This window comes from Methylobacterium sp. CM6257, from assembly GCF_054611515.1.
Genome location: NZ_CM137735.1, coordinates 6,081,428 through 6,105,563 on the forward strand (window position 1 = coordinate 6,081,428; position 24,136 = coordinate 6,105,563).

At 64.8% G+C, this 24,136-nt stretch carries 25 protein-coding genes, 1 tRNA gene and 1 pseudogene; 14 read left to right on the forward strand and 13 right to left on the reverse strand.

The window, feature by feature from the left end; all coding sequences use genetic code 11:
• Nucleotides 1–8: 8 nt before the first annotated feature.
• The 4 genes from ACYCO6_RS29580 (at nt 9) to ACYCO6_RS29595 (ending at nt 3,724) form a co-directional block, all read left to right on the forward strand.
• Nucleotides 9–401 carry a response regulator gene (locus tag ACYCO6_RS29580; RefSeq protein ID WP_459766032.1) on the forward strand — a complete coding sequence of 131 codons (393 nt, stop codon included), beginning with the start codon at nt 9–11 and terminating at the stop codon, nt 399–401.
• Nucleotides 402–460: 59 nt separating this feature from the next.
• The gene (cheB, locus tag ACYCO6_RS29585; RefSeq protein WP_459766034.1) at nt 461–1,654 is read left to right on the forward strand and encodes a chemotaxis-specific protein-glutamate methyltransferase CheB; all 1,194 of its coding nucleotides are present in this window, start codon (nt 461–463) and stop codon (nt 1,652–1,654) included.
• Nucleotides 1,651–2,517, forward strand: coding sequence for a CheR family methyltransferase (locus ACYCO6_RS29590; RefSeq protein WP_459766036.1), 867 nt, complete (start codon nt 1,651–1,653; stop codon nt 2,515–2,517). The genes cheB and ACYCO6_RS29590 overlap by 4 nt, the downstream gene beginning before the upstream one ends.
• A 190-nt stretch (nt 2,518–2,707) precedes the next feature.
• Nucleotides 2,708–3,724, forward strand: coding sequence for an asparaginase (locus ACYCO6_RS29595; protein WP_459766038.1), 1,017 nt, complete (start codon nt 2,708–2,710; stop codon nt 3,722–3,724).
• A 79-nt stretch (nt 3,725–3,803) separates the two neighbouring features.
• On the opposite strand, the gene katG is transcribed toward ACYCO6_RS29595, so the two are convergent.
• From katG to ACYCO6_RS29650, 11 genes and pseudogenes are all read right to left on the reverse strand, one after another.
• The gene (gene katG / locus ACYCO6_RS29600) at nt 3,804–6,125 is read right to left on the reverse strand and encodes a catalase/peroxidase HPI (RefSeq protein WP_459766040.1); all 2,322 of its coding nucleotides are present in this window, start codon (nt 6,123–6,125) and stop codon (nt 3,804–3,806) included.
• Nucleotides 6,126–6,868: 743 nt separating this feature from the next.
• Nucleotides 6,869–7,465: a sigma-70 family RNA polymerase sigma factor gene (locus ACYCO6_RS29605; RefSeq protein WP_459766042.1), complete on the reverse strand. Its 597-nt coding sequence runs from the start codon at nt 7,463–7,465 to the stop codon at nt 6,869–6,871.
• A complete protein-coding gene (locus ACYCO6_RS29610) occupies nt 7,462–7,713 on the reverse strand; it encodes a NepR family anti-sigma factor (protein WP_459766044.1) in 252 nt (83 codons plus the stop codon). The genes ACYCO6_RS29605 and ACYCO6_RS29610 overlap by 4 nt, the downstream gene beginning before the upstream one ends.
• A 530-nt stretch (nt 7,714–8,243) precedes the next feature.
• Nucleotides 8,244–8,756 carry a hypothetical protein gene (locus ACYCO6_RS29615; protein WP_459766046.1) on the reverse strand — a complete coding sequence of 171 codons (513 nt, stop codon included), beginning with the start codon at nt 8,754–8,756 and terminating at the stop codon, nt 8,244–8,246.
• Between the two features lie 1,010 nt (nt 8,757–9,766).
• Nucleotides 9,767–9,985 (reverse strand): annotated as a pseudogene (locus ACYCO6_RS29620) (DUF6538 domain-containing protein); the annotation flags it as partial.
• A 173-nt stretch (nt 9,986–10,158) separates the two neighbouring features.
• Nucleotides 10,159–10,233, reverse strand: a tRNA-Thr gene (locus ACYCO6_RS29625).
• 73 nt (nt 10,234–10,306) lie between these two features.
• Nucleotides 10,307–10,684, reverse strand: coding sequence for a hypothetical protein (locus ACYCO6_RS29630; protein WP_459766048.1), 378 nt, complete (start codon nt 10,682–10,684; stop codon nt 10,307–10,309).
• Between the two features lie 54 nt (nt 10,685–10,738).
• Nucleotides 10,739–10,897, reverse strand: coding sequence for a hypothetical protein (locus tag ACYCO6_RS29635; RefSeq protein ID WP_459766050.1), 159 nt, complete (start codon nt 10,895–10,897; stop codon nt 10,739–10,741).
• 351 nt (nt 10,898–11,248) lie between these two features.
• Nucleotides 11,249–11,614, reverse strand: a complete 366-nt coding sequence (locus ACYCO6_RS29640; protein ID WP_007567202.1) for a response regulator — start codon at nt 11,612–11,614, stop codon at nt 11,249–11,251.
• Between the two features lie 172 nt (nt 11,615–11,786).
• On the reverse strand, nt 11,787–12,356 hold the full coding sequence (gene hpt, locus ACYCO6_RS29645) for a hypoxanthine phosphoribosyltransferase (RefSeq protein WP_459766053.1): 570 nt from the start codon (nt 12,354–12,356) through the stop codon (nt 11,787–11,789).
• A 157-nt stretch (nt 12,357–12,513) separates the two neighbouring features.
• A complete protein-coding gene (locus ACYCO6_RS29650; protein WP_459766055.1) occupies nt 12,514–12,858 on the reverse strand; it encodes a hypothetical protein in 345 nt (114 codons plus the stop codon).
• 545 nt (nt 12,859–13,403) lie between these two features.
• On the opposite strand from ACYCO6_RS29650, the gene ACYCO6_RS29655 reads away from it, so the two are divergent.
• The 5 genes from ACYCO6_RS29655 (at nt 13,404) to ACYCO6_RS29675 (ending at nt 16,970) form a co-directional block, all read left to right on the forward strand.
• Entirely contained in the window at nt 13,404–14,570 is a 1,167-nt protein-coding gene (locus ACYCO6_RS29655; RefSeq protein ID WP_459766057.1) for a tyrosine-type recombinase/integrase, read from the forward strand.
• A gap of 426 nt (nt 14,571–14,996) precedes the next feature.
• Nucleotides 14,997–15,218 carry a hypothetical protein gene (locus tag ACYCO6_RS29660; RefSeq protein WP_459766059.1) on the forward strand — a complete coding sequence of 74 codons (222 nt, stop codon included), beginning with the start codon at nt 14,997–14,999 and terminating at the stop codon, nt 15,216–15,218.
• 45 nt (nt 15,219–15,263) lie between these two features.
• The gene (locus ACYCO6_RS29665) at nt 15,264–16,193 is read left to right on the forward strand and encodes a hypothetical protein (protein WP_459766061.1); all 930 of its coding nucleotides are present in this window, start codon (nt 15,264–15,266) and stop codon (nt 16,191–16,193) included.
• Between the two features lie 154 nt (nt 16,194–16,347).
• Entirely contained in the window at nt 16,348–16,797 is a 450-nt protein-coding gene (locus tag ACYCO6_RS29670; protein WP_459766063.1) for a hypothetical protein, read from the forward strand.
• On the forward strand, nt 16,794–16,970 hold the full coding sequence (locus ACYCO6_RS29675; protein WP_459766065.1) for a hypothetical protein: 177 nt from the start codon (nt 16,794–16,796) through the stop codon (nt 16,968–16,970). The genes ACYCO6_RS29670 and ACYCO6_RS29675 overlap by 4 nt, the downstream gene beginning before the upstream one ends.
• 436 nt (nt 16,971–17,406) lie before the next feature.
• Here ACYCO6_RS29675 and ACYCO6_RS29680 read toward each other — a convergent pair whose 3' ends face one another.
• Both ACYCO6_RS29680 and ACYCO6_RS29685 read right to left on the reverse strand, forming a co-directional pair.
• Nucleotides 17,407–18,564 carry a tyrosine-type recombinase/integrase gene (locus ACYCO6_RS29680; RefSeq protein WP_459766067.1) on the reverse strand — a complete coding sequence of 386 codons (1,158 nt, stop codon included), beginning with the start codon at nt 18,562–18,564 and terminating at the stop codon, nt 17,407–17,409.
• A gap of 518 nt (nt 18,565–19,082) precedes the next feature.
• Entirely contained in the window at nt 19,083–19,445 is a 363-nt protein-coding gene (locus ACYCO6_RS29685) for a hypothetical protein (RefSeq protein WP_459766069.1), read from the reverse strand.
• 392 nt (nt 19,446–19,837) lie between these two features.
• Between ACYCO6_RS29685 and ACYCO6_RS29690 the strand changes: the two genes are divergently transcribed.
• From ACYCO6_RS29690 to ACYCO6_RS29710, 5 genes are all read left to right on the forward strand, one after another.
• On the forward strand, nt 19,838–20,002 hold the full coding sequence (locus ACYCO6_RS29690) for a hypothetical protein (RefSeq protein ID WP_459766071.1): 165 nt from the start codon (nt 19,838–19,840) through the stop codon (nt 20,000–20,002).
• Nucleotides 19,999–20,442 (forward strand): hypothetical protein, encoded by a 444-nt coding sequence (locus ACYCO6_RS29695; protein WP_459766073.1) that lies wholly within the window; start codon nt 19,999–20,001, stop codon nt 20,440–20,442. Before ACYCO6_RS29690 ends, ACYCO6_RS29695 begins: the two co-directional genes overlap by 4 nt.
• Before the next feature lie 96 nt (nt 20,443–20,538).
• A complete protein-coding gene (locus tag ACYCO6_RS29700) occupies nt 20,539–21,273 on the forward strand; it encodes a hypothetical protein (protein ID WP_459766075.1) in 735 nt (244 codons plus the stop codon).
• Entirely contained in the window at nt 21,270–21,773 is a 504-nt protein-coding gene (locus ACYCO6_RS29705; RefSeq protein ID WP_459766077.1) for a hypothetical protein, read from the forward strand. The genes ACYCO6_RS29700 and ACYCO6_RS29705 overlap by 4 nt, the downstream gene beginning before the upstream one ends.
• A gap of 112 nt (nt 21,774–21,885) precedes the next feature.
• Nucleotides 21,886–23,238, forward strand: a complete 1,353-nt coding sequence (locus ACYCO6_RS29710) for an IS701 family transposase (protein ID WP_459763495.1) — start codon at nt 21,886–21,888, stop codon at nt 23,236–23,238.
• Nucleotides 23,239–24,136 lie beyond the last annotated feature (898 nt).

The window sequence follows — 24,136 nt, forward strand, 5'->3', positions numbered from 1 at the left end:
AGAAGGCGATGAAGGCGCCGCACGAGACCACCTGCCTGGTGGTGGACGATTCCGCGGTGATCCGGAAGGTGGCCCGCCGGATCATCGAGGACCTCGGCATGAACGTCAGCGAGGCTGAGGACGGCAGTGCCGCCCTCGAAGCCTGCGCGGCGAACATGCCCGACGCCATCCTGCTCGATTGGAACATGCCGAACATGGACGGCTACGCCTTCCTCCAGGCCCTGCGTCAGAGCCAGGGAGGGGAAGTGCCGAAGGTCCTGTTCTGCACCACCGAGAACGATGTCGGGGCGATCGCCCGGGCGCTCCGGGCCGGGGCTGACGAGTACATCATGAAGCCCTTCGACCGCGATATCCTAACGGCCAAGCTCGAGCAGGTCGGACTCGTCGCCGACGCGGCCTGATTACACGCACCGAGACCCGCTGGTTCTTCCCGGCGGCCCCTGCACCCGAGGCATTCACCATGGCCCTGAGTCCCGCGGTCGCCCCACTGCGCACGCTGCCCACCCAAGGCACCACGTCGTCCGCGCCCGCGATTCGCGTGCTGGTCGCCGACGATTCCGCCGTGGTGCGCGGCCTCGTCGCCCGCTGGATCGGCGAGGCCGGGTTCGAGCTGGTCGGTACCGCCTCGAACGGGCGCATCGCCCTGGAGATGATCGGCAAGCACGACCCGGATGTGGTGCTGCTCGATATCGAGATGCCGGAGCTCGACGGCACGACCGCGCTCCCGCGCATGCTCGCGATGAGCCCGACCGTGCAGGTCGTGATGATGTCGACGCTGACCACGCGCAACGCCGACATCTCCCTGCGGTGCCTCGCCCTCGGGGCGGTGGATTACATCGCCAAGCCCGAGAGCAGCCGCGGGGTCACCACCTCGGACACGTTCCGGGCCGACCTGATCGAGCGTGTCCGCGTGTTCGGCTCTGCCCGCGCGCGGACCCGGCGCCCGGCCCCGAGCCCCGCCGGGATTCCCGCCGCTCCCGCGCCCGCGCAGGCGGCCCCTCCGGCGCCGGCCGCACCGCGTCCCGCGATCCCCTTCACCCTGCGGCCCAAGGTGCGCAGCCGCACGGCGCCCCGCGCCCTTCTGATCGGCTCCTCCACGGGCGGTCCGCGGGCGGTGGGCGAGATGCTGGAGGGGATCGGCGCCGCGGCCCTGCGCCGCCTGCCGGTCCTCATCGTCCAGCACATGCCGCCGATCTTCACGGCGGTGTTCGCCGAGCACCTGTCCACCCGCACGGGGCTCCCGGCGGCCGAAGGCAAGACCGACGAGCGCGTCGAGCCGGGCCGCATCTACGTGGCCCCGGGCGGCCGCCATATGGGACTCGCGGCGGGGCCCAGCGGCCCCATCATCAAGCTCACCGACGGGCCGCCCGTGAATTTCTGCCGTCCCGCGGTCGACGTGCTGTTCAAGGATGCGGCCGCCGTCTTCGGCGCCGCGACTGCCACCGTGATCCTCACCGGCATGGGCTCGGACGGCACCAACGGCGCGCGGGCACTGACCGAGGCCGGCGGTCCGGTGCTGGCCCAGGACGAGGCCACCAGCACCGTCTGGGGCATGCCGGGCAGCGTCGCGCGGGCCGGCCTCGCCGAGGCAGTCCTGCCGCTCCCCGAACTCGCGTCGGCGCTCCGCGCCCTGATCACGGGTCAGCCGACATGACCGAGCTCGAGTTCGAATTCCTGCGCGCCTTCCTGAAGCAGCGCTCCGGGCTCGCGCTGACCCCGGAGAAGCGTTACCTCGTGGAGAGCCGGCTGACCCCGGTTTGCCGCCGCTTCGGTCTGGGGAGGCTGGGCGACCTCATCGGGGCCCTCAAGCTCGCCCAGAACGGCGGGATCGAGCGGGCCGTGGTCGAGGCGATGACCACGAACGAGACCTTCTTCTTCCGCGACCGGATCCCGTTCGACCTGTTCCGCGACACGCTCCTACCGGAGGCACTGGTGCGCAACGCCAGCCGGCGGCGGCTGCGGATCTGGTGCGCGGCGGCCTCCACCGGGCAGGAGCCGTACTCGCTCGCCATGCTGCTCCAGGAGGCGGCGCCGCGGCTCGCCGGCTGGCAGGTCGAGATCGTGGCCACCGACCTCTCCACCGAGGTGATCGAGAAGGCCAAGCTCGGGCTCTACAGCCATTTCGAGGTCCAGCGTGGCCTGCCGGTGCAGTGGCTGATCAAGTACTTCACGCAAGTCGGCGAGCAGTGGCAGATCGCCCAGAGCCTGCGGTCGATGGTGGATTACCGTCAGCTCAACCTGCTGCACAGCTTCGCATCGCTCGGCCAATTCGACGTGATCTACTGCCGCAACGTGCTGATCTATTTCGACGCGCCGACGAAGTCGGACGTCCTGGCGCGGCTCGCCGCACAACTCGCGCCGGAGGGCGCGCTTCTGCTCGGCGCGGCCGAGACGGTGATCGGCCTGACCGACCGGCTCAGCCCGCACCCGAAGCATCGCGGCCTCTACAGTCACGCCGCACCGGCGGCGCGCCCGGCCGAGATGGCTCCGCCACTGCGCCTGGCCGCCGGCGTCTGATCTGGGGCGAGCGGCACCAGCACCGGGGCCAGCGTCTCGGCCCTGCTGTTCGACTTCAAGAGCTGAGACCGCGCAGGCTCGCCGCTGCGTGCATCGCCCGCCTGCGCGCAGCGGTCTCGACCTCGGCCGCTCAAGGCGGCATCACACCGCGAGCCCCTGCGCGGGGCCGAAAGCGGTCGGGAGACTCGGTATGGCGGCAGCACAGGGGGCGGGATTGCCCAAGGTCGCGTTCATCGGCACGGGCGGGACGATCTCCTCCCTCGGGCGCGACGCCCTCGACATCCTCGACTACACCGCCACCGACCGGCGTCTCGATGCCGGCGCGATCCTGGACGCGGTCCCCGAACTGGCGACGGTCGCCGCGATGGTGCCGGTCCCGTTCCGGGCGGTCCCGAGCCCGGCGATCGGGTTCGCCGAATGGCGCGACCTCGTCCTGCTATGCGAGCGCCTCGCGGCCGAGCACCCGGACCTCGCCGGGATCGTCATCGGGCACGGCACTGCCACCCTGGAGGAGACCGCCTACGCGCTCAGCCTCACCCTGACGGTGGACGTGCCGGTGGTGCTGGTCGGATCGCAGCGGCCGATGAGCGCGCTCTCCACCGATGCCAAGCTCAACCTCGTGGCGGCGGTGCGCACCGCGGCGGCGCCGGCCTCCCGCGGACGCGGCGTCCTCGTGGTGCTCAACGACGAGATCCAGGCGGCGCGCGAGGTCACCAAGACCTCGGTGGCCCGGCTTCAGACCTTCCGGACCCCGGATTTCGGCGTGCTCGGCCAGGTCGACGGCGAGAGCGTCCGCTACTATCGCCGCTCGGAGCGCGCCCACGCGCCGGGCACGCCCTTCGACATCCGGTCTCTCGCGGCGCTGCCGCGGGTCGATATTTCCTACGGTTATGCCGATGCCGACGGCACCGCGGTCCGGGCGTTCCGGGCGGCGGGCGCCCGCGGCCTCGTCGCGGCCGGTCTCGCCCCGGGCATGACCCCGCCCGGGGAAACCGAGGCCCTGGAGGCTGCCGCCGCCGACGGGATCGTGGTGGTGATGTCGACGCGGGCCGGCAGCGGCGTGGTCCCGCTCACCACCCGCCTGCGCAGCCGCGGCATCCTCAGCGCCGACAATCTGACCCCGCAGAAGGCCCGGATCCTGCTCGCTCTGGCGCTGACCGTCACGTCGGAGCCCGAAGCGGTGGCCCATCTGTTCGCCACCTACTAGAGTTTGACACTGTTCGGCCCCTGAGACCTCACCCCCTGTCGATCACGGGGCGAGGTCCTGAAGCGCCCTTGCGCGGCGGTCAGGCCGCCATGGGCGCGTAGCGCTTGTGACCCTTCACGTCGAAGCGGTCGAGCATCATGACCTTGTCCCAGACCCGGACGAAGTCCGCCACGAACCGCCGGTGGCCGTCGCTGCCGGCGTAGGCGTCGGCGATGGACCGCAGCTGCGCGTTCGCCCCGAAGACGAGGTCGTTGCGCGTGGCCTCGAACTTCGTCTGCCCGCTCTCGCGATCCTTGAGGGCGAAGGTCATCCCGCCCGCATCGGCCTTCTCCCAGACCAGATCCGTGTCGGTCAGGTTGCGGAAGAAGTCGGTCGTCAGCACGCCCACCCGATCGGTGAAGATGCCCCGCTTCGACCCGTCGTGGTTGACGTTGAGGGCGCGCAGGCCGCCGGTCAGCACCGTCCATTCCGGAGCGGTCAGCGTCATCAGGTTGGCCTTGTCGAGGAACAGCTCCTCCGGCGAGAGGCTCTGCGCCATCGCCCCGAACCCGTCGTCGACGTAGTTGCGGAAGCCGTCCACGACGGGCTTCAGCCACTCGAACATCTCGATGTCCGTCAGGTCCTGGGTCGTGTCGACCCGGCCGGGCGTGAACGGCACGGTCGTCTCAACCCCGGCATCCCTGGCGGCCTTCTCCACCGCGACACAGCCCCCGAGCACGATGAGGTCGGCCAGCGAGACCCGCTTCCCGTCGCTGCGCCCGTCGCTGAAACCCGCCATCACGCCCCGCAGGGCCTCGACCACCGGCGCGGCGCGGCGGTTCACGGTCCAGTCCTTCTGGGGCGCGAGCGCCAGCCGGCCGCCATTGGCGCCGCCGCGCTTGTCGCTGTCGCGGTAGGTCGAGGCCGCCGAGAAGGCCGTGAAGGCGAGGTCGGAGGCCGAAAGGTCCGTGGCCAGGATCGCCCGCTTGAGCGCGGCGATCTCCGCCTCGCCGACGGGCTCGTAGGCCGCGTCGGGGAGCGGGTCCTGCCACAGGAGCTCGTCCTCGATCGTAGCCTCCGGGCCGAGATAGCGGTGCTTCGGCCCCATGTCGCGGTGGGTGAGCTTGTACCACGCCTTGGAGAAGGCCTGCGTGAAGGCGTCGAAGTCGGCCAGAAACTTCTCGCAGACTTTGCGGTAGTCCGGATCGACCTTGAGGGCGATGTCCGAGGTCATCATCATCAGGGGATGCATCCGGCCCTCGACGTGGGCGTCGGGCGTCCTGGGCGCGTCGGGATCCTTCGGCGTCCATTGCAGCGCACCCGCCGGACTCCTAGTCTGCTCCCAGTCGAACTTGAAGAGGTTCTCCAGGTAGGCGTTGTCCCATTGCGTCGGGTCGGGCGTCCAGCTGCCCTCGATGCCGTTGGTCATCGTGTCCCGGCCGGCGCCGGACCCCTGCGGGTTGTGCCAACCGAGGCCCATCGCCTCCATCGGCGCCATCTCGGGCGGCGGCCCGATCTCCTTGGCGGGCACCATGCCGTGGCTCTTGCCGAAGGCGTGACCGCCCGCGATCAGCGCCACCGTCTCCTCGTCGTTCATCGCCATGCGCGTGAAGGTGACCCGGATGTCGCGCGCCGAGGCCATGGGATCGCCGCTGGCATAGGGCCCTTCCGGATTGACGTAGATGAGCGCTTGGTGGGAGGCCGCGAGCGGGTTTTCCAGGCCGTAATCGGCGTCGCCGTTCTTGCCGCGCCAGCGCTTGTCGCGGTTGACCATGTCGTCGAAGCTCGACACCGTACCCATGTCGACGACTTCCGGCCCCCAGTAGGTGGCGTTGTCCGCCTCCCAGGCATCGAGCCGGCCGGCGGCGAAGCCGTAGGTCGGCAGCCCCATGAGTTCCAGGGCGCAATTGCCGGTCAGGACCATGAGGTCCGCCCAGGACAGGGCGTTGCCGTATTTGTGCTTGATCGGCTGCAGGAGACGGCGCGACTTGTCGGTGTTGCCGTTGTCCCACCAGCTCGAGATCGGCGCGAAGCGCTGCATGCCGGTGCCGGCGCCGCCGCGCCCGTCGGCGATGCGGTAGGTGCCGGCCGAGTGCCACGCCATGCGGATCATCTGCGGGCCGTAATGGCCGTAGTCGGACGGCCACCACGCCACCGAAGAGGTCAGGAACGCCTTGATGTCGCGCTTGAGCGCCTCGTAGTCGATCCTGGCGAACGCGGCGGCGTAGTCGAAGTCCGGACCGAGGGGATCGGCGGCCAGCCCGTTCTGGTGGAGGAGCTCGACCCTCAGGCGGTGCGGGTACCAGTTCTCCAGTGCGGGGCGGCCGCCAAAGGCGCCACCGATCCGGTCGCCGCCGAACGGACAGGTGCCGGTCATCTCGAAGGTGGTCGTATCGGTCTTGTCGACCGTCATCTCGTTCATCTGCGTTCCCCCTGTCGCGGAACCGACACGACCTGCTCCCGCCTCTTGGACGCCCCGGCACCGGATCGCGGCGGGTGATCTGTCCCCTTCGGCGCTCGCTGTCTGTCAGCTTTCAGACCGTGGGCGAAATCTGGCTGGCGTTCCTGAAATCAAGGGCCGGCGATGGTGGTGCGGGCGGGCCAGCGGTCGGATCGCCCGCGATCGAGAGGGCTAAGTGGATTAGTGCGCCTGCGGCGGCGGTTGCGCCGGCGCGCCCCCGCGGATCCGGACTCGTGCTTTTGCCATCAGAGCTTAGCGACTGAACTTGGCGCCGGAGATGGGCGCCTGCGGCCGTCCAAAGGCCTGGGGGTGATCCCTCCGACCGCCGTCGCGGTGGGACGCGATCCCCGAAGCCGAGCGACATTTTGCCCGTCTTCCTCGATCGACCGAGGATGGCATCCCCGGTCTACGGATGACCGCCCGCCTCCATCCCAGAAGTCTCGCGCTCGGCCCTGCGGCACGACCTGGATCGTCACGGAGCGCTGTGTCAGGCTTCCGGGAGGCGGATGTCCGAACTTCGGAGAGGGCTCGGAAGCGGGCGCCGCCAGTGGGTATGAGGCACGTCCGTTTCGGCCGATGCGCGCGGCGCCGAGATCGTCACCACCGAGACGGTGGTGTTCGAACGGTTCGGCACCGCCCGGCAGCCCCGCTTCCGGGAGATCGTCAGGCTGATCGAGTGAAAGACGATCCTTCGCGAAACGCTCTCAGGTCCCGTCCAGCGCCGCGCGGGTCTGGGCGTCCGAGCCGATGTCGTCGGTTCCGTCCATGCCCAGAACCTCGATCAGACGCATGCGCGCGCGGCTGACCCGGCTCTTGATCGTGCCGACGGCGACGCCGCAGATCGCCGCCGCCTCCTCGTAGGTGAAGCTCTGCGCGCCGACCAGGACCAGCGCCTCCCGTTGCGCCGGCGGCAGACGATTCAGGGCGGTCTGGAACTGCGCCATCTCCATCCGCACCTCCTGCTCCGGCAGGGCGGTCAGCCGGCCGGCATGGACGCCATCGGCATCCTCGACCTCGCGCTTGCGCTTGCGCTGCTCCGAGTAGAACAGGTTGCGAAGGATCGTGAACAGCCACGCTGTGAGATTCGTCCCGCGGCGGAAGGTGGCGGCGTTGATCCAGGCGCGGACCAGCGTGTCCTGCACGAGATCGTCCGAGCGATCGAGATCGTAAGTCAGCGAGAACGCGAAGGCCCGCAGCGCCGGGATCGCTCCGAGCAGAAGGTCTCGCATCTCGGCATCGGCGCCCGCGGGCGCCGGGCTCAATCCACTCCCCGCAGGAGCTGCTTGCAGCATCAGGGTCATCGCTGGGCCTCCGCATCGGAGCAGGCGGCGAGGTCGTCGAGCATCGTCAGGAACCGGTCCGGGATCGGCAGCGCCAGGATCTCGGCATAGCGCAGGCGCAAACCGCGCCCGATCCGATCTCGTCCCGCTTGGTCGATCGACCGGGCGGTCGCGCGCCGCTGATGTGCCGGGCGCGGCGGAGCCGGTGCGGCCGTGTCCACCGTTCCGGCGGAGGCCGTGATCACCTGCTGGTCCTCGTCCCCGATCATGGTCGCGCTCCGAACCGTGCGCGATGCAGCCCGAGGGCCCGGCGGCCCGCCACGCCGGTCCCGTAACCGGCCCGGCGGAGACGCGTCTCATCGCCTTCCGGCGGCGCTGGTAGGCGCGACGGATTTAATCAGCTCTGAATCCGGCATTCATCCAATTTTAATCTTGGAATAGCCGAGCTTGATCGATGATCGACACCAGATAGTCGCAGATACAATCCAGAAATACTTGGCTCTAGCTTGGCTGTGGCAAATATCCAGGCCGGCATCTGACCGGAAGCTGAGCGCGTGGCGGAAGCGGGCGCCTGCAGATCCGGCGGCAACCGGCCGCGCGAGCCGGCGAGCCCGTGGGCGGTCCGTCTGAGGACGATGATCGATGAGGGGGCAGGCGCTAGGCCGCCGCTGCGCGCCGGCGCAGGACAGCGGTGCCGGCGGAGGGCCCAATGGGCTCCATGAGGCGCCCTAAGGAGCTGAGGTTTAGCGCCTCGGAATTGAGGGTAAAGTTGCCTGTTGCGCCAAATGTAGCACGGGCGCTACTCGCCGTTGCCTTCTGCGCTCTCGTAGGAACGTCGCCTGTTCAAGCTGCCACCCTCATAGAGTATGACCGGATGCGGACCTGCGAAACTGACGCCGAGGTCGAACTTTGCCGATCCACTCTTACGAGTCCCACGTCTGGGATTGGCAACGGTGAAATCGATGACGGAGCGGGCGGCACATTTCCTAGCTGCAACGTTGCAGATCACCCGCATGGTGCCAGGGCGGTGGACGTAATGCCTGACAGGCCACTGTGAAATGGCGCGTTGCTTTTCTGCCTGTAGATCGGCCTGAGTGTACGGCTTTCCATAGAACAGGACGGTTCGCCCATACATGTAGGGCACCCCTGCGACCGGCCTCACATTGCTTGAAGACCAGATTTGGAGGTAGCGCTCAGCGATAAACGCTGTGCGATCCTTCATTTCCTGAGGACTTACGGCAAATGCAGGCGAAGCAAACATGATGGCGACTGCACCAGCCACAAGTGTCTTCAGAGGCGCCATGCTGGTCATTGCCCTGTCTATCCTGCCCTTTCTCAACGTTCAGCGAGCCACCGCATGACGCCACTGGCTTGGCTGGAAGGCGCCTCCCTCCGATACTGCCTTGGTTCGTTATCTGTATCGCGCTCGTAACGATCGGAGAGTTCGACATAACGGTGCGCATAGGGCTGCCCTGCCGCGTAACCGTAGCCACGACTCGGAACGTAAACACGGCGAATCTGCCGCTCGACTGCGGGGCTCTCATCATCCTCAGAGTTATCGGTTGAGGCGATGCGTGCGGCTTCAGATTTGTGGCTTAGCCTTGCCGTAAGCCGGTGAGCCTGCGCCTTGCGGGCTGCCAGATCGTCTGAGGGCTTCGACGTTGGAGGCCGGTCAATCGGTTTTGCGGCCGGGGCCGGACGACCTGCCGGCTCTGCCTTGAGCTCTGACACGGATGGCCGAGGAGGCGGAGAAACCTGAGCCACAATAGAATGCTGTGCCTGTCCGGCTCCAACCTGCCCGCCCTTTTGCGACGCGGCGCTCTTCGCGTGTTCAGGCCTCCCATCCAGATGGAACACAAGCGGGGGCAGAGACGAGTGAGCGGCCGGCGCTGGCGTGCTGTGCTTGGTGGGATCGACCCACCTATCGGTACCAGACGGAGGCTGGGCGTGCGCCGCAGGAGTATCGTTGGAGGCGCTCGGCGAGGCTGCGAGCGAAGCAACTTTTTCAGACTTCGACGCTGCGGCCGTTTCCGGCGCCCTGTCCTGGTGGCCAACAAAGGCCACGGTTGCAGCAACTCCCCCTGCGAAGGCGGCCACTAGGCCAAGGAACGGCTTTACAGGCGCACTCATGGGCACTCTGTCCAATAGGTGGTCCGGATCGGGCGTATCGGCACAAACTCTGAGAGGCCTTGGCGGGTTCCGACGGCACGCTGCTCAAGGTCGCCCTCCGAACGCCTCCGCGGCGGTGTTGGGCTCACATAGCGCCCCTGGTCCAGCCAGGAGATTCAGGGCGGCCCCGGCGGTCCGGTGGCCCGGGGAGGCTCAAGATCCAGGGCCGCTCAGAAGGCCTTGGCCGCTTCCCGGGTCGCGGGTGATTCGGTCTTGACCATCGTCCGCCTTCAGGGAGGCCCAGAGCACATCATCGGCTCTGGCGAGCATGGCAGCCTCCGCAGTGGCAACCTTCAGATCCCGGGTTTTGAGGCTCTTCCGGATGTGCGTTTTGCCGCCGTAGTGGGGCTTTGCGTGCTCAGGGCTTCGCCGAACGTACCAGAGAGGCCTCCATCGCGCCTGAAGTCACGAACGCAGCGAACCGTCACCACACGGCACCCGGCATCGCGGAGCTTCCGAGCCAAAGCGACCCCCAAGTCGCACCTGGGAGCCCCCCCCCGCAAGCCTTCAAGGTCTTCCACCTGCGCCAAAAATAAGGAAACTTCTGGTGCCGGCGGAGGGGATCGAACCCCCGACCTTCGGTTTACAAAACCGCTGCACTACCGCTGTGCTACACCGGCCCACGACACGCTTGCTACCAGCCGTCGTGCCGACGCTCAACCCGAGCAGCGCGACGATCTCGGGCTCCCTGTCTCAGCGGCCTAAGCCGCGGATCAGGCTCTTGAAGCGCTGGTCGGCGGTGTCGAACCGGCTGGCGATGCCGCGGCGGATGCACCTGTCGACGGAATCGCCCGCGAAGACCCCCACCGTCCGATCCTGTTGCCGGCAGGTCTGGACCGGCGGCCAGGCGACCACGCCCGCAACGACCAGAAGCACGATCAGGCAATCGACGACCAGCCAGCCCTTCCAGCCGAGCCGGAAGCCGCGGCCCCGGACCGGCGGCCTGCTGCGGCGCTCCGCCCGGTTCGTCGCGTCCGGACCGACCCGTGCCATGCGGGCGCGGAACCGGACTTCCTCGAGGGCTTCGTGGACGCTGCCGGATGACGCGGCAGTGACGGGGCGGTTAGGCATGGCAGGCTCGTCGTGGTCGGCGGCGGCAGCGCGTGGCAGGGGCGACCGAAGGGCTCAGTCGATGAGCCGCTTCAGGAGAGCGAAATTGTCCTGCATCGAGAGGACGTTGCCGAGCATCTCGCTGCGCGCGCAGGCGCTCGCTCCAACTATGCCGAGCCAGCCTGCCGGCCATGCGCTGCAATCGGCGAAGCTGTCGCAGAGGAACATTGCCACCGGCAGCAACAGGACCGCGAGTTTCAGCAGCGAGACAACCCGTCCGAAAAATCCCCTGCGCGGGCGCTGCGCGTCGTCGCGGTCCTAGTCCCAGCCCGCCTCCTCGCTGTCCCAATCGTATCGGTCCGGGTAGCGCCGCGTGTCGCTGTCCCGGCGATACATGATCTTGCTGAGCCTAGTCTGATCTCGTCAGACAACGGCTGACATGCCTTCGCGAAGCTTGAACTAAGGGGAATGCTTCAAGGCAGCTGAATGCAGAGATCGGACTGCCGGGGATGTCCCACCGCTTCGGGCATGCTTCCGCCGGGTCGGTGGCGCGGGCGATCCGGGCCATCCCATCGTCGGGTCGTGTCAGGCCGCCAGCGCCCGTCGCACCGTGGCGCGCAGGTCCGCCAGGGAGAAGGGCTTCGTCAGCACGTCGGTGACGATGGCGTCGAGCCCGCGCGCCCGCTCGCGCTGATCGGCGAAGCCGGTCATCAGCAGGATGGTCAGATCCGGAAAATCGCGTTTGGCGGCCAGCGCCAGCGCGATGCCGTCCATGAGCGGCATGCGGATGTCGGTGAGCATCAGGTCGAAGCCGCCATCCGCCTCGTTGAGCCGGTCGAGCCCGTCGCTGCCGTCATTGGCGGTGACGACCGCGTGCCCATCGATCTCCAGCCCCCGCTTCAGGAAGCCCCGAACGGTCTCTTCGTCATCCACCAGGAGGATGCGCGCCATGTGGTCCCGTAAACGTCCTCGATTCCGTCAGCGTCCCGTCGTGACGAAATGTCGGACGCGCTGATGGGCGCCAGATCACAGATGGATCCGCGGCCCTGTCAAGAGACCTGGCCCGGAAACATTCATATCCTTGAACGCCGCGGCGAAAATGCCGCGCCGGCCGCCGCTCCGGTCAAGCGCGGTCGAACAGGTCCGGATCCCCGCTGCCGTAGTCGACGACCCCCACGAAGGGCAGCTGCCGGAAGGCGTGGGCCGCATCCATCCCGTAGCCGACGACGAACACGTCGGGGCAGGTGAAGCCGACGAAATCCGCGTCGATCGTCACCGCGCGTTTGCCCGGCTTCTCCAGCAGCACGGCGGTGAGCACCCGCCGCGCGCCGCGCGCCATCAGCAGGTCCTTGGCGAAGACGACGGTCCGGCCCGATTCCAGAATGTCGTCCACCAGCAGCACATCCCGCCCGCGCACCTCACTCTGCACGTCGCGCAGGATCTCCACCTGCCCGGTGGAGATGGTCCCGGTGCGGTAGCTCGACAGGTGCACGAACTCGACCTGCGGTGCGAGCCCGACCCGGTGCAGCGCCCGGAGCAGGTCGGCGGCGAACATGAAGCTGCCTTTGAGCACCGCGACGACGAGGAGGTTCTCCGGCCGCGCGGCCACGATCTCCTGCGCCAGCTCGGCGTTGCGCTTGGCGATCGCCGCCTCGTCGAACAGGGTGCGGACGCGCCGTTCTGGGATGCTCATCTCACGTGTTCCGGAAACCCGTTCGCGGGGCGGGATCCGCCGCCGCGGTCGGCGACGGTCTTAGCCTCCCCGGGCCGCCGGGGAAACTCCGGATCCGAGACGGTAGCGGGGCCGCGTCACCCCGAGGCGCTTCGGCCCGCCCGGCCGCGTAGGCCGATCAGGCCTCGGCCGCCTGCCGAAACGGGCGCAGAAGCCGGCTCAGCCGGCGCTTGCGGGGCGCCGGCTCCCCGGACGGATCCTCCGACGCCGCGTCCGGCCCGGGATCCGTCCCGTCTCGGCCGTCCGCCGGCTCGACGTGACGGAACTGCTCCAGAACGTCCGCCACGATGCGGGGCACCGGACGCTGATGCTCCTCCAGAAGGAGCGATGCCGTCCAGAGCCGACTGGCATTGGCCAGCGGAAGGGTTCCGCTAGCCAAGCGTTCCATCAGCATCCGGTCGGCGAGCGAGGCCGCCAGCGCGCTCACGGTCTCGAGTTGACCCTGCTGTGTCGTGCGATCCATGCGGGTTTTCGAACAAATGGAGACAGTCAATAGCTACGGAATGGCGACGACTGGCAGCCAAATAGGGCGTTTCTATAACATTCGCCACAACCGGAAGGCGGATAGAGGCCGCCGAACCCTCGTCTGCGGCGGGCTGCCGGGCGAAATCTTCCCGGCACGCGACCCGTGATTACCACCGATCCGGGAATACGGCGCAGAGTCCAGGGGATCCCGCGGCCCGCCGTGGAGCGCCTGCCTCCGTCGCGGCGTCGGCGAGCCTGGCCGGACGGGGCGCGGACCGGTCTCTACGGATCCGCCAAAGCAAAAGGGGCTGGCGATCCGCCAACCCCTTGCGCTGTCGAGCTGAATGGATGGTACCACCGCCCCGGCTCGAACGGGGGACCCCCAGATCCACAATCTGCGAGCGCATGAGTTCAGGCGCTGCCAGAACGGATCTAAGTCGTTGATTTTTCGTGGGACCCTCAAGTCTGAGGTAGCCAGAAGCGTTCAGAAAATGCCAGGAATGTCGCGCGCTTGCTTCCTGTCTGCTTCCTGGAGATGGTCCCGTGCGGCTCACCAAAACGTCGATCGAGGCGTTGGCCCTGCCGGTCGGCAAAAACGAACTCTACGCCTGGGACGACACGCTAAAGGGCTTCGGCGTGAAGCTGAATGTGGGTGGATCACGCAACTACTTGATCCAGTACCGCGCCAAGGATGGACGCACCCGCAGGGTGGTTGTCGGCAAAGTGGGTACGCTCACGCTTGATGAAGCGCGGAAGCGCGCTCGTGATCTTCTGAGCGGTGTTCAGGTCGGCATCGATCCCCATGCCGAGAAGGCATCCGCCAAGGTGCAGGCGGCGGTGACACTCGGCACTGTCGCCGAAGCGTACCTGAAGCAGGCCGAGAGGCGGCTCCGATCACGATCTTTTGAGCAGGTTGAACGGCATCTCAAGCGAGACTGGCAGCCCCTCGCGAACATGCCTGTGAGTGAGATCAAACGAGCGAATGTCGCCGCTCAGCTCAGCGCGATTGGAGCCGCCGGGCACCGGGTAAAAGCTGCTCGCGCTCGTTCCGCGCTGTCGGCCATGTTCACATGGGCAATGGGTGAGGGGCTCGCAGAAGGCAATCCGGTTGTCGGCACGAATAAGCCGGCCGACGAGAAGGCGCGAGACCGGGTGCTGAACGACACGGAGGTGGGCGCCATCTGGCGAGCGTGCCGGGACGATACCTACGGCCGGATCGTGCGGCTCCTCCTGCTCACCGGCCAGCGTCGTGATGAGGTGGGCTCAATGAGTGAGGCCGAATTGGACTTGGCAGCGGCCGTTTGGACCATTCCGGCTCAGCGAACGAAGAATGGTCTCGTGCATGAGGTGCCCCTATCCCGTCCTGCGCTGGAAATTCTGGCGACACAGCCGAGGACTGAGGGCCGCAGCCTTCTGTTCGGTCATGGTGTCGGAGCCTTCAGCGGATGGTCGAACTCGAAGGAGCGCATGGACAAGCGGATCGCCGCGTCCGGGAACGTGATGCAACCTTGGCGACTTCACGATCTACGAAGGACGGCAGCCACAGGCATGGCCGGCATCGGGGTATTGCCTCACGTTGTGGAAGCCGTGCTGAACCACATCTCCGGCGCGAAGGCTGGTGTCGCCGGCATCTATAACCGGGCGACCTATGCTCGCGAGAAGCGAGAAGCTCTTGATCTCTGGGCCGCGCACGTGCTCGGGTTGAGCTAGTCCCAAGTCTGGAAGGAGAGGGGCAAAGGGAGGAAGCTGGCGCTCGTCGCCGTTCGCTTGCGGCCGAACATGGCGATCAAAGCTATTCTACCTCGCCTCCGAAAGCGGTCGTTCTAATGTCGTTCTGTCAGGAATTGCACGTATCGGCGACATTCAGCGGGCCCAAGCATCTCTTCCGGATCGGATGTGTCGAGTTGAGGCAGCAATGCTGAACAGGGAGGAAGCCAAAGTTTACGTGGGGCATAGCTTGGGTCCGCTTCCCACCCGTACATACGCAGGGCATGCCTACCTGAACCTGGGGCAGACATACCCGGTTGTGATCGTTAGATTGAACTCCCGGATCGCGGATGCTGTGCGGCGTAGCCCAAAGTGGTGAACACGTAGATGCTAACCGCCCAGAGACGTCACTGAAGGCAAGGGTATACGATGGCGCAGCGCAAACTCATGCACCGTATCGCCGAAGTAAGCTACGAGGGAAGGATAGACGAATACGAAGTAGTGGCATACGATAACATTGAGGCCCGTGATTTGATTGTGAAATTTCTTGCTCAGGACGACGAGAAAAAGGGTATTCGCGTACGAGAATTGCCTGTTCAGGGAGAGGGTGCCCCGCGGGTTATCGGGAAAGTGGCAGCCGATCCAAAATAATGAGTGCGCGCAGAGAAATTTGCACATAAATCTCGGAGTAAGATTTTGGCCAGCCATCACCAAGGTGCTGGAGCACTTGCTGCCAGTTCGGAAACCGACGTGCTTGCTTATGTGGATGAGGCGGGAAGCAAAGGTTTATCACGACGACTGACAGCCGAACGTGACGAGGAGATAGGGCTTTTTTGCTCGCTCTCATTCCCGATCGAACGCATCGATGAGATGCGGGCGCGGTTCGTCCCGGGCTACGACCGCTTCATCGCGGCGATGCCGGCAGGGGCAAAGCCACACATAACCGACGCATTTAAATCCGGAAACGAGGCCTGGGCGGAAGTCGCACGCGGCGTTCGAGAAGAATTCTTCTCAATCATTCAGGAACTTATGTTACCTGTCATCTACGAGGCTCGTCGGCTCCGGGTGGATCGAGAGACGCACGAAATGCATCAGAGTTGGCTTGATGAAATTAAGGCAGCGCGACGTTCACGGATAAAGGTATCCCAGCGACCGAGCGACAGACGTGTCGAGGGCTCGCTGATGACAGGGCTCTCGCTGAAACTCGACTGCCTATGCGCAGATTTCAGTCGTAAGCGCGTCGATGTTTTGTTTGACGAGACTGATCTCGCTGAAATTTATCAGGAAACCGTAGATCGGCTGAGAACCCTCAGTTCTGGTCGCGATTACACTTTCAAAGGGTTTGATCCGGACCTCAAAAAGCCTGTGGTCCGGAAAGCGAAGATCACGATGCGCGTCAGCAGCGGCGACTTCCCGCTTGATGCAGTCCATCTAGGGACGGTTCGGGTCGTAGGAAAGAATGACCCGCTAGTTCTCGCGACTGATATCACCGCCAACGCCCTTTTATACCACTTGAGTTCGCTCACGCCCGATACGCACCTAAACCGGCCTGAGAGTGTTGCGGGATGGGTCCTGGAGGAGAGGGTCTACGGTGCGAGAGAGGATGCTATCGAAGACATTATATAATGTGTTGCGCTCATGAGTGTGGCCGAAATTCTAAGTTTGGCTAAAGGTAAGCATTGCCCCGCATAGAGAGGTTCGAGGCGATGCTTCGGTTCATGCTCGGCCGGCCTACGCCTTATAAGTCTGCGGAGACGTGACAATGGGAGCGGAGAGGCACATGTACGACGTGAGGTCGCTCAAGACGGTTGCAGAGTGCCGCACCGTGATGGAGCGGGCGAAAATGCAGGGAAAGGACGCTGTTTATCAGGACGTTTTCCGTCGCATGTGCGCAATTTCCGGCCATGAAAATGACGACCCAGATGATCCGCTTGTCCGCGACTTTCACGCGACCCTGGCCGCTTACGAGCAACTCCTGACAGAGAAGAACAGGCGCAATCAACCTGCGGGTCGTACCCGTCAAAAAATCAAGAACAAGGGCATTGTGCAGTCTCTGATCGACTGGGCGTCCAGCAGTGCCGAGACACCTGGCTTCACGCTTCTCGTTGAAGCTGGGCTGCCGGAGTTCACGGGTGAATACGTTGTGGTTCGGCATCCTCACCGGTTTCCGCCGGAAGTTGTCTTCAAGGCGCGAGCACGTCTCGATGCACATGGGATCGCGGTGCCGTGAGCGAGAAGGATTTTGGGCGATACCTCACCACCGTTGGGGAGCGTAATGTCGATCTCCTTCCGATGGAGGAGTTCCAGTGCGACGACGAGATCGTCTCATGGTTCTGCTCGCTTCTAGAGCGTGTTATTGAGAGCTTTCTTTCGACCCAGTGCGGCGCTGCCATCCTTGATTGAAGCGGGTGAATTTTTACCAGCCTCGATCGACCGGTAAGTTGGCAGTGCAAGGCCGCAAATCCGGCCCGGGGCTGCCCGACACCCGCAGAGGCGATCAATCCTTCACAATCAGCGCCCTTTGGAAGTCGTTTCGGCGGCCGCTCAGAAGAGCGTTCGTGCAAGGTTCATAATACGCTCTAGGTCTGGACGCGGTGCGGTCTGAAGGCGCTTGGCACAGCGTGTCGGATCCGGACGGCGAACTGGCGTTCGCTAGGCCGCAAGGTCCGCGAGACCGAAGCCGGCCTTTTCCGACGCCTCACGGCGGTGTGCTACGCGCTCTGGCGTGAACAGGCTTCTATGATACTCCGTTGTCAGAACCGCACACCGAGACGGCACTCTTTCCTACCTCGTCCAGGCCTACGTCTTCTGCCAGGCCGCGCGATCGGCCGAAGTCGGTTTAGGCCTCCGTCTCGAAATTCTCGATGTGTCGGGCCCACATGTCCAAGGCTTCGCGCTTCTCGATGTCGTATAGATGGCGGTTGTAGATGCCTGCCACGCCGGCCTTGGTGCCCGAGACGTGGTTGAGCACGGCCTCGATCACATAAGGTGGAACACGCATTCGGGCCAACTGAGTGGCGCAGGTGCGGCGCAGATCGTGCAGCCGCCATGGGCTCCTGAGGGCGCAGCGTTCATCGAGTGCGGCCTTCGCTTTCGAGAAGCCGGAGAAGCCGTTGCTGTCATATACGCCGAAGACATGACGGCGACCTACGAGCCTTCGGTCGTCACGCTGTCGGAGAATTCTGAGTGCGAGAGGAGGAAGGGGAACCTCATGAGGTAGTCCGTTTTTGGTGCGCTCGCCGGGAAGCGACCAGGTCGCGTCGGCAAAGTCGATCTCCTCCCACCGCATTCTGGCGACCTCGTCCCGTCGTTGCCCGAGGAGGATCAAAAGACGTACGATCAGACTGAAATCGTCGCTCCCGGCGCAGGCGCACCACACAGCCTTCAGTTCATCCCCTTTCAGCACGCGATCGCGTCGCACCTGCCGCCCACGTTTCTCGGTGCCTGCGACGGGGTTCTTTTCGGCCAGACCGCTTGCGATCGCCCAACTGTAAAGTTTTGATAGGGCCGCCCGAGCCTGATTGGCTGCCGATATGCCGCGCACCGTCAGCAGCCAAGCTTTTACTTCTGCGCGGGTCAATTCCTGTAGCGGCTTCCGATGCAGTGGCTCTAGACGAACCTCAAGGTATCGCTTCAAATCATCCAGATAGCTTTCGCTAAGCTGCTCAGCGCGCTCAGCTAAATACCCAGGGACTAGCGAGCCAATCGTCAAGACTGCGGAGGCCGCCTTGTATTCGGTACGTGGCTCAAGCCCAAGCCGGGCGCGCGCAAGCATCTCGGCTGCGGCCTTGCGGGCGTCAGCGGCGGGCAGGCGCCCAACCTTGCCGACCGTCTCGCGCTTCGTCTGGCGGGCGAGGTTCCGGTACTGGATAATCCAGACCCGTGTCCTGGCGCCAATACGCACCCCGAAGCCTGGGACTTCGTCGTCGAACACGTAGATCTGCGGCCGGCCTTTCGGCCGAGTAAGGGCTAGGACAGACTGGTCAGTCAGGTGCATGTGCAGGATCCGGAGATCAGAAATTGTGAAAGAAATGCAAATATTTGCGCTTCCAACAATGCCGTGGAGTATTTCATCCATATGTGGGAGCGGCATACTTTACATGGCCAAAAACGCCGACGTCTGGGCGATAAGCGCGGCGGACATTATTGGCTGGGAGTTCAATGCGCGATTTTTCGAGCATGTGGAAGTCTTGATCTACAAAAATGTTTGGCTAGATGGGCCTTTGAAGGGCAGGAGGCCAAAGTACGTTTCGTACAAACCGGATCAAAATGTTGCTGAAAGAGCCAATAATTATTTGCGATTTGTATGTGATCTACAGCTGTATCTCTAGTGCGCATCTTTTGACTGCCGAAGATAGGTCAAGCGTGACCGCGTAATCTATCGCCGGATTTGACGGCTTCTGACCCGTCGTGATCTTGCATGAGCGGTTGTGGCGCCCTATCTCGGCAGCAGTTCAAATTCCAATCATCAGCACCTAATCACATTTTGGGCTCGCATGCTGGGTGCGGGTCAGATTAGAGGCCCACAGGCGACACGCCTAGCGTGAAACGCGGGCCGATACCCAGCTCTCTTGAGAGTTGGAGATCGTCATGCACGGCATGACCGCAGGCCACCTGCGCGCGCCCGTAACCCCGCAACTTCACCCAGTCGTTTTGAGCTTCCGCAGCGCGTGCGAGATGGCGAATTTGTCTGTTTCCACCATGCGGCGCTTGATCGCGACAGGTCGAGGACCCCGCGTCATCAAATTGAGCGACCGGCGCATCGGCATACGGCGAGCCGATCTCGAAACTTGGCTGGCAGGACGTTAGGTAAGCTTCAGTAGAAGTATTAGAAAAAGGAGTGATCAGGCTGGCCGAGAGCGATGGCTCGTCCACCATCCAGGAGTGACGCCACCAAGGCCGGAAAAACCACCCGAACTTGCTCCGGATCATCGGCCGGGAATGGCTGGCTTGGCAGCGGCATGCACGGTGTTACGCAGCCCCCGCGCTGTTGGGCGGCATAGGGTGTAAAAATCTGCACCCCACGCATAAGGGAGGTCCACAGACCAAGGTATGGACACAGGACCGCCGCGGGGCTGCCAGAGGGCGGCGATCGACTTCGACCAATCAGGCCGCTCGAGAACTCGCGCGAGTGGTAGGTCCGGAGTTCTTCCGAAGATTTAGATCAGTCCCCTAAAAATTAGGGGGTGACAAGATGTGAAGAACTTGTTGATCTTGCACTGGCGTGCCTACGAACACACGTAAAGGCCTCCAGAAGAGGAGTGTCACACGTGGAAGATCTCAGGAACTACCTAACGCGCCAGCAGGTCCGCGAAAAAACTGGCTGGTCCCTGACCTTCATCGACCGGCACGTGCCCCGCACGAAGATCGGCGGCAAGGTGCTCATTCCACTCGCCGAACTAGATCGGTTGCTCGATCGGGGGACCGTCCGATGAGCCGCGGCGCGTATGATCCAAAAGAAGACCTCAGCCCCGAACTACAGCAGGCTCGGCAGCTGCTCAAATTAGAGGGAAAGTACCACGTCGTCAGATTTTTAGATGCTTGTTGCTTCGCGGAAATAATATTGGGTCACGTTTCATCAAAGAAGAGCGTGTGGGCCAATTCCGACAAAATCTTGGTGATGCGGGATCTGACGCGGGCCTATTCCAGGGTCGATTACAACAATGTCGCCGGTTCGAGAGGCTTTATCTCCCCGCATTTCTTGTTGTTCGCCATCAGCCACCGGCTGCCGAACGAGAGCGCCGCCAGCGAAGAAGTTCGGGCCGACATGCAGCGGGCGGCCAAAAAGAAGGGGCTGTTTGGTCGGAATGCCAACCCCGAGCCGATCACCCGCCAGATGTTGGAGGAGCCAGCGACCGGATGGCGGACCGCCTGATAGCCGTCGTCATGCGGGATAAGAGACTGATTTAGTTAGATTATTCTTCTTTTCTCTTTCTCTGGGGATGTGGGGGGAGAGTGATCTGACTATTTGATGGGGGGAGAGATGAACATTAGTGACAATGATATTGATACTAAGGGGGATCAGACCTCCTTCTCACCCCCCACATTTTCGGAGCGGCCTGCGGCAGCCAACAACACCATCCGGCCGTTCGCGCTGCTACCGGCCAACCTGCAGAAGAAGATCACCATCGAGCCGGGCGGGGAGCACTGCGCCTGCTGGCTATGGACCGGCTACACCCGGCCGGAGCGGCGGCGCTTCCGAACCTACCCGGTGCCGGCGGAATACGATGGCTGGCGGAACAGCGCCGGGAGCGTCCAGGGCGAGCGCGCAACTCCTGAAGTGCGCGATCCCCAGAAGGGAAAAACCAAGGTCCCTGCTCACCGGCGCGTCTACGCGCTGTTGACCGGCGTCCACATCGACGACGTGCCGACGTTGGCCCGATGCCTCAACGACAAGTGCGTGAGCCCCTACCACGTCTTGGAGACCGGCTTGAGCCCCAAGGCGATCCGCCAGCGGGCGGTGGAGATCTTCGAGAGCGCCATGCTCCAGGAGATCGAGAACGCGTCCAATTCGCAGGCCGAGGCACCGGCGGACGCGGAGGCTGCCGCACCCATCGATGTGATGGCGACCCTGAAGAGCGAGCGGCCCGCTGGCTGGCTCGATGCGGCATCGGCCGAGATCGAATGCAGGCTGCCACCCGGATCGATCACGCCTGAGATGTGGGTCGAGTATGCCATCTGGGACGAGGAGAACCCCGAGGAATGAACGCGGCCGCTATCATTAAACCGTCGACTACCTTACGGTCCCTGCCGAGGGCCTGCCAGGTGAGCTTTGGTTGCCGGCCCCCGTGGGCAGTCGTCAGCACAACGGAGATCGTGACGGCCGTCGGGGTCGATCGAGGATTGTTCGCGACTTGGCGCAATCGCGGCATTGGTCCGGCCGAGCTGCCCGCGTCGTGGTTCCGGCAGGCCGTCGGCCAGCCGCGCCACTACCAGATCAGCGCCGTCCTGGCCTGGCTCTCCAGTAAGCATGGAGAGGCGTTCGATGCGGAGGCCTGCTGGCTCGCCTACCTGCGCACAACTCTCGGCGCCGAGTTCGCCACCATGGTCTGGGTCAGTCGGATGGCCCAAAACCAAAGCCTGATGCAGGGCGAGGCCAAGTTCACCGCCAGTGGGTTCCGGCAGTTCCTCGCCCTGTTTCGGCCGGGTGCTGCCATTGATCGAAATTTCAAAAATTTCGCTAGCACACAGGGCGCAGAGAGCTAAGGCGGCCAGCTCTTAGCTCGACTTTGGCCAATCGGACGGGTCGTCGAGGATGTGAGGTGACGAAGCGGGTGTGACGGATAGGCTGGTGGCGTCCCCGCCAAGAGACACCGCCATGCTGGACCTGCCCACCCGCTTCGCCGGGATCATCCTGGCGTTCGCGCCGCTGTTCGTCCACCGCTCGTGGCGCCATGCTCAGCTTCTGCTGATCGGCGCGATCCTGACGCCGGGCCGCCGCACGGTGGCGAGTGTCCTGCGCATCATGGGCCGCGCGCAGGAGCGGCGGTTCGTGAACGCCCACCGCATCCTCAACCGGGCGGCGTGGTGCCCGCGCAGCGGCAGCCGCATTTTGCTCGGGTTCCTCGTCGACGCGTTCGCGCAACGCGGCCCCGTGGTCCTGGGACTGGACGACACGATTGAGCGCCGCCGCGGCAAGCGGATCGCCGCCAAGGGCATCTACCGTGATCCGGTTCGCTCCTCCGACAGCCACTTCGTCAAGGCGAGCGGGCTGCGCTGGATGAGCCTGATGTTGCTCGCCCCGATCCCCTGGGCGGGGCGCGTCTGGGCGCTGCCGTTCCTGACCGCGCTGGTGCCATCAGAGCGCGCCTGTCGCGACCGGGGCCGTCGGCACAAGCCGTTGCTCGACGTCGGACGCCAACTTGCCCTCCAGGCCCGCCGCTGGCTGCGCGCACGCGACCTCGTGGTGGTGGGCGACAGCGGCTTCTCGGCCTTGCTGTTCCTCGACGCGATGCGCCGCGCCCGCATCACGGCAATCACCCGCCTGCGGCTGGATGCTGCTCTCTACGATCCCGCCCCGCCGCGGCCACCCGGCACGATCGGGCGCCCGCGGACCAAAGGCGCTCGGCGGCCGACGCTCGCCGCGACCCTCGCGGCCAAGGACACGCGCTGGCACGCGGTCGTGGTGCCGGGCTGGTACGGGGCGGGCGAGCGCACGATCGAGATCGCCTCGGACACCGCGGTGTGGCGGCACGGCGGTCTGCCGGTCGTGCCGATCCGCTGGGTACTCATCCGCGATCCCAAGGCACGCTTCCCGCCCCAGGCCCTGCTCTGCACTGATCCGACGCGCGAGCCCACGCAGATCGTGGGGTGGTTCGTGCGGCGCTGGACCGTCGAGGTCACCTTCCAGGAAGTGCGCGCTCATCTCGGCGTCGAGACGCAGCGGCAGTGGTCCGACACGGCGATTGCCCGCACCACACCCTGCCTGCTCGCCCTGTTCTCGATCGTCACGCTGCTGGCCGCACGGCTCCCGGCCCGCCAACGGCGACGGATCGCGGCCGCCGCGTGGTACCCCAAACCGCGCCCGACCTTCGCCGATGCTCTGGCCGCCGTGCGCTGCGCGATCTGGCGCGAGCGGACTTTGGCAACATCACCGCGCCGACGCGCCCGAACAAAACCCCGCTTCCGTTTGCCCGCGCCCTGGGCCTATGCCCTCTGCCACGCCGCATGAATGGCCAAAGTCGAGCTTAGGGCTCGGAAAAAGGCCCACCACCCCTTGCGCTCTGTCGTCAGTATGACGCCGATCCTGAGTAGGCGCCTAGCGGCTCTCGAGGCCGCCCGAACGTCGGTGCTCGTTCGGTTCACGCCCGAGGAAGCTGCCGAAGTCACTTCCGCAACTGCATCATCGACGCGGTGTCGGCCTGCAGACTTTGGGACGGAGACCAGCAACACGATCGAGATCCGCCGCCTCGCGGTGATGTACGCCCGAGCGGTTGGCCCGGCGATCGGAGGCGCGCGTTTCACAACGGCCGGCTTCCAGGCCTACCTCGCTTCCATGGTATTAACGCTGCAGATCTAAAATTTTCCAAAAGTTCACAATGAAGATAGTTCGACCTGAGGAGATTTTGATCTAATAAAATAACCACTGCCCATCCAAGAACGCTGTCCGCGCGAGTTTGAATGGATAAAAGGTCTAGGGGTTGATTGGAGAAGGAGAGCGCGGATGTGCTCAGCCCCGTCCGTCGACCTCCGCGAGTGCGTGTCCATGCCGTTGAGACCGGCGCGTCCCAGCGCTGGCAGCGGGAAACTCGGGTCCTGCACCTCCCCCGCTTGCAGACCCGACTTCAACCCCTTCGAACTCGCCTCCGCCAAGCTGAAAGTTCTGCTGCGCAGCGCGGCCCGTCCGAATGTCGAGCCCACCTCGCCGTTAACCAGTATGACGCAACCTCATACAATGGCGCTCTGGATGGTTGAGAATGCACGTTGCGAAGGAGGGGCAGTTTAGGAGGCCCGCGCCGCGGCAGATGAAGGCCACCGCTGGGGATGCCGCAACTAGACCCCTTGGCGTCCTCACTCCCAACACGCTACCTTAACGCCACGGAGCGCACTCACTAAGGGCATGGCGCACT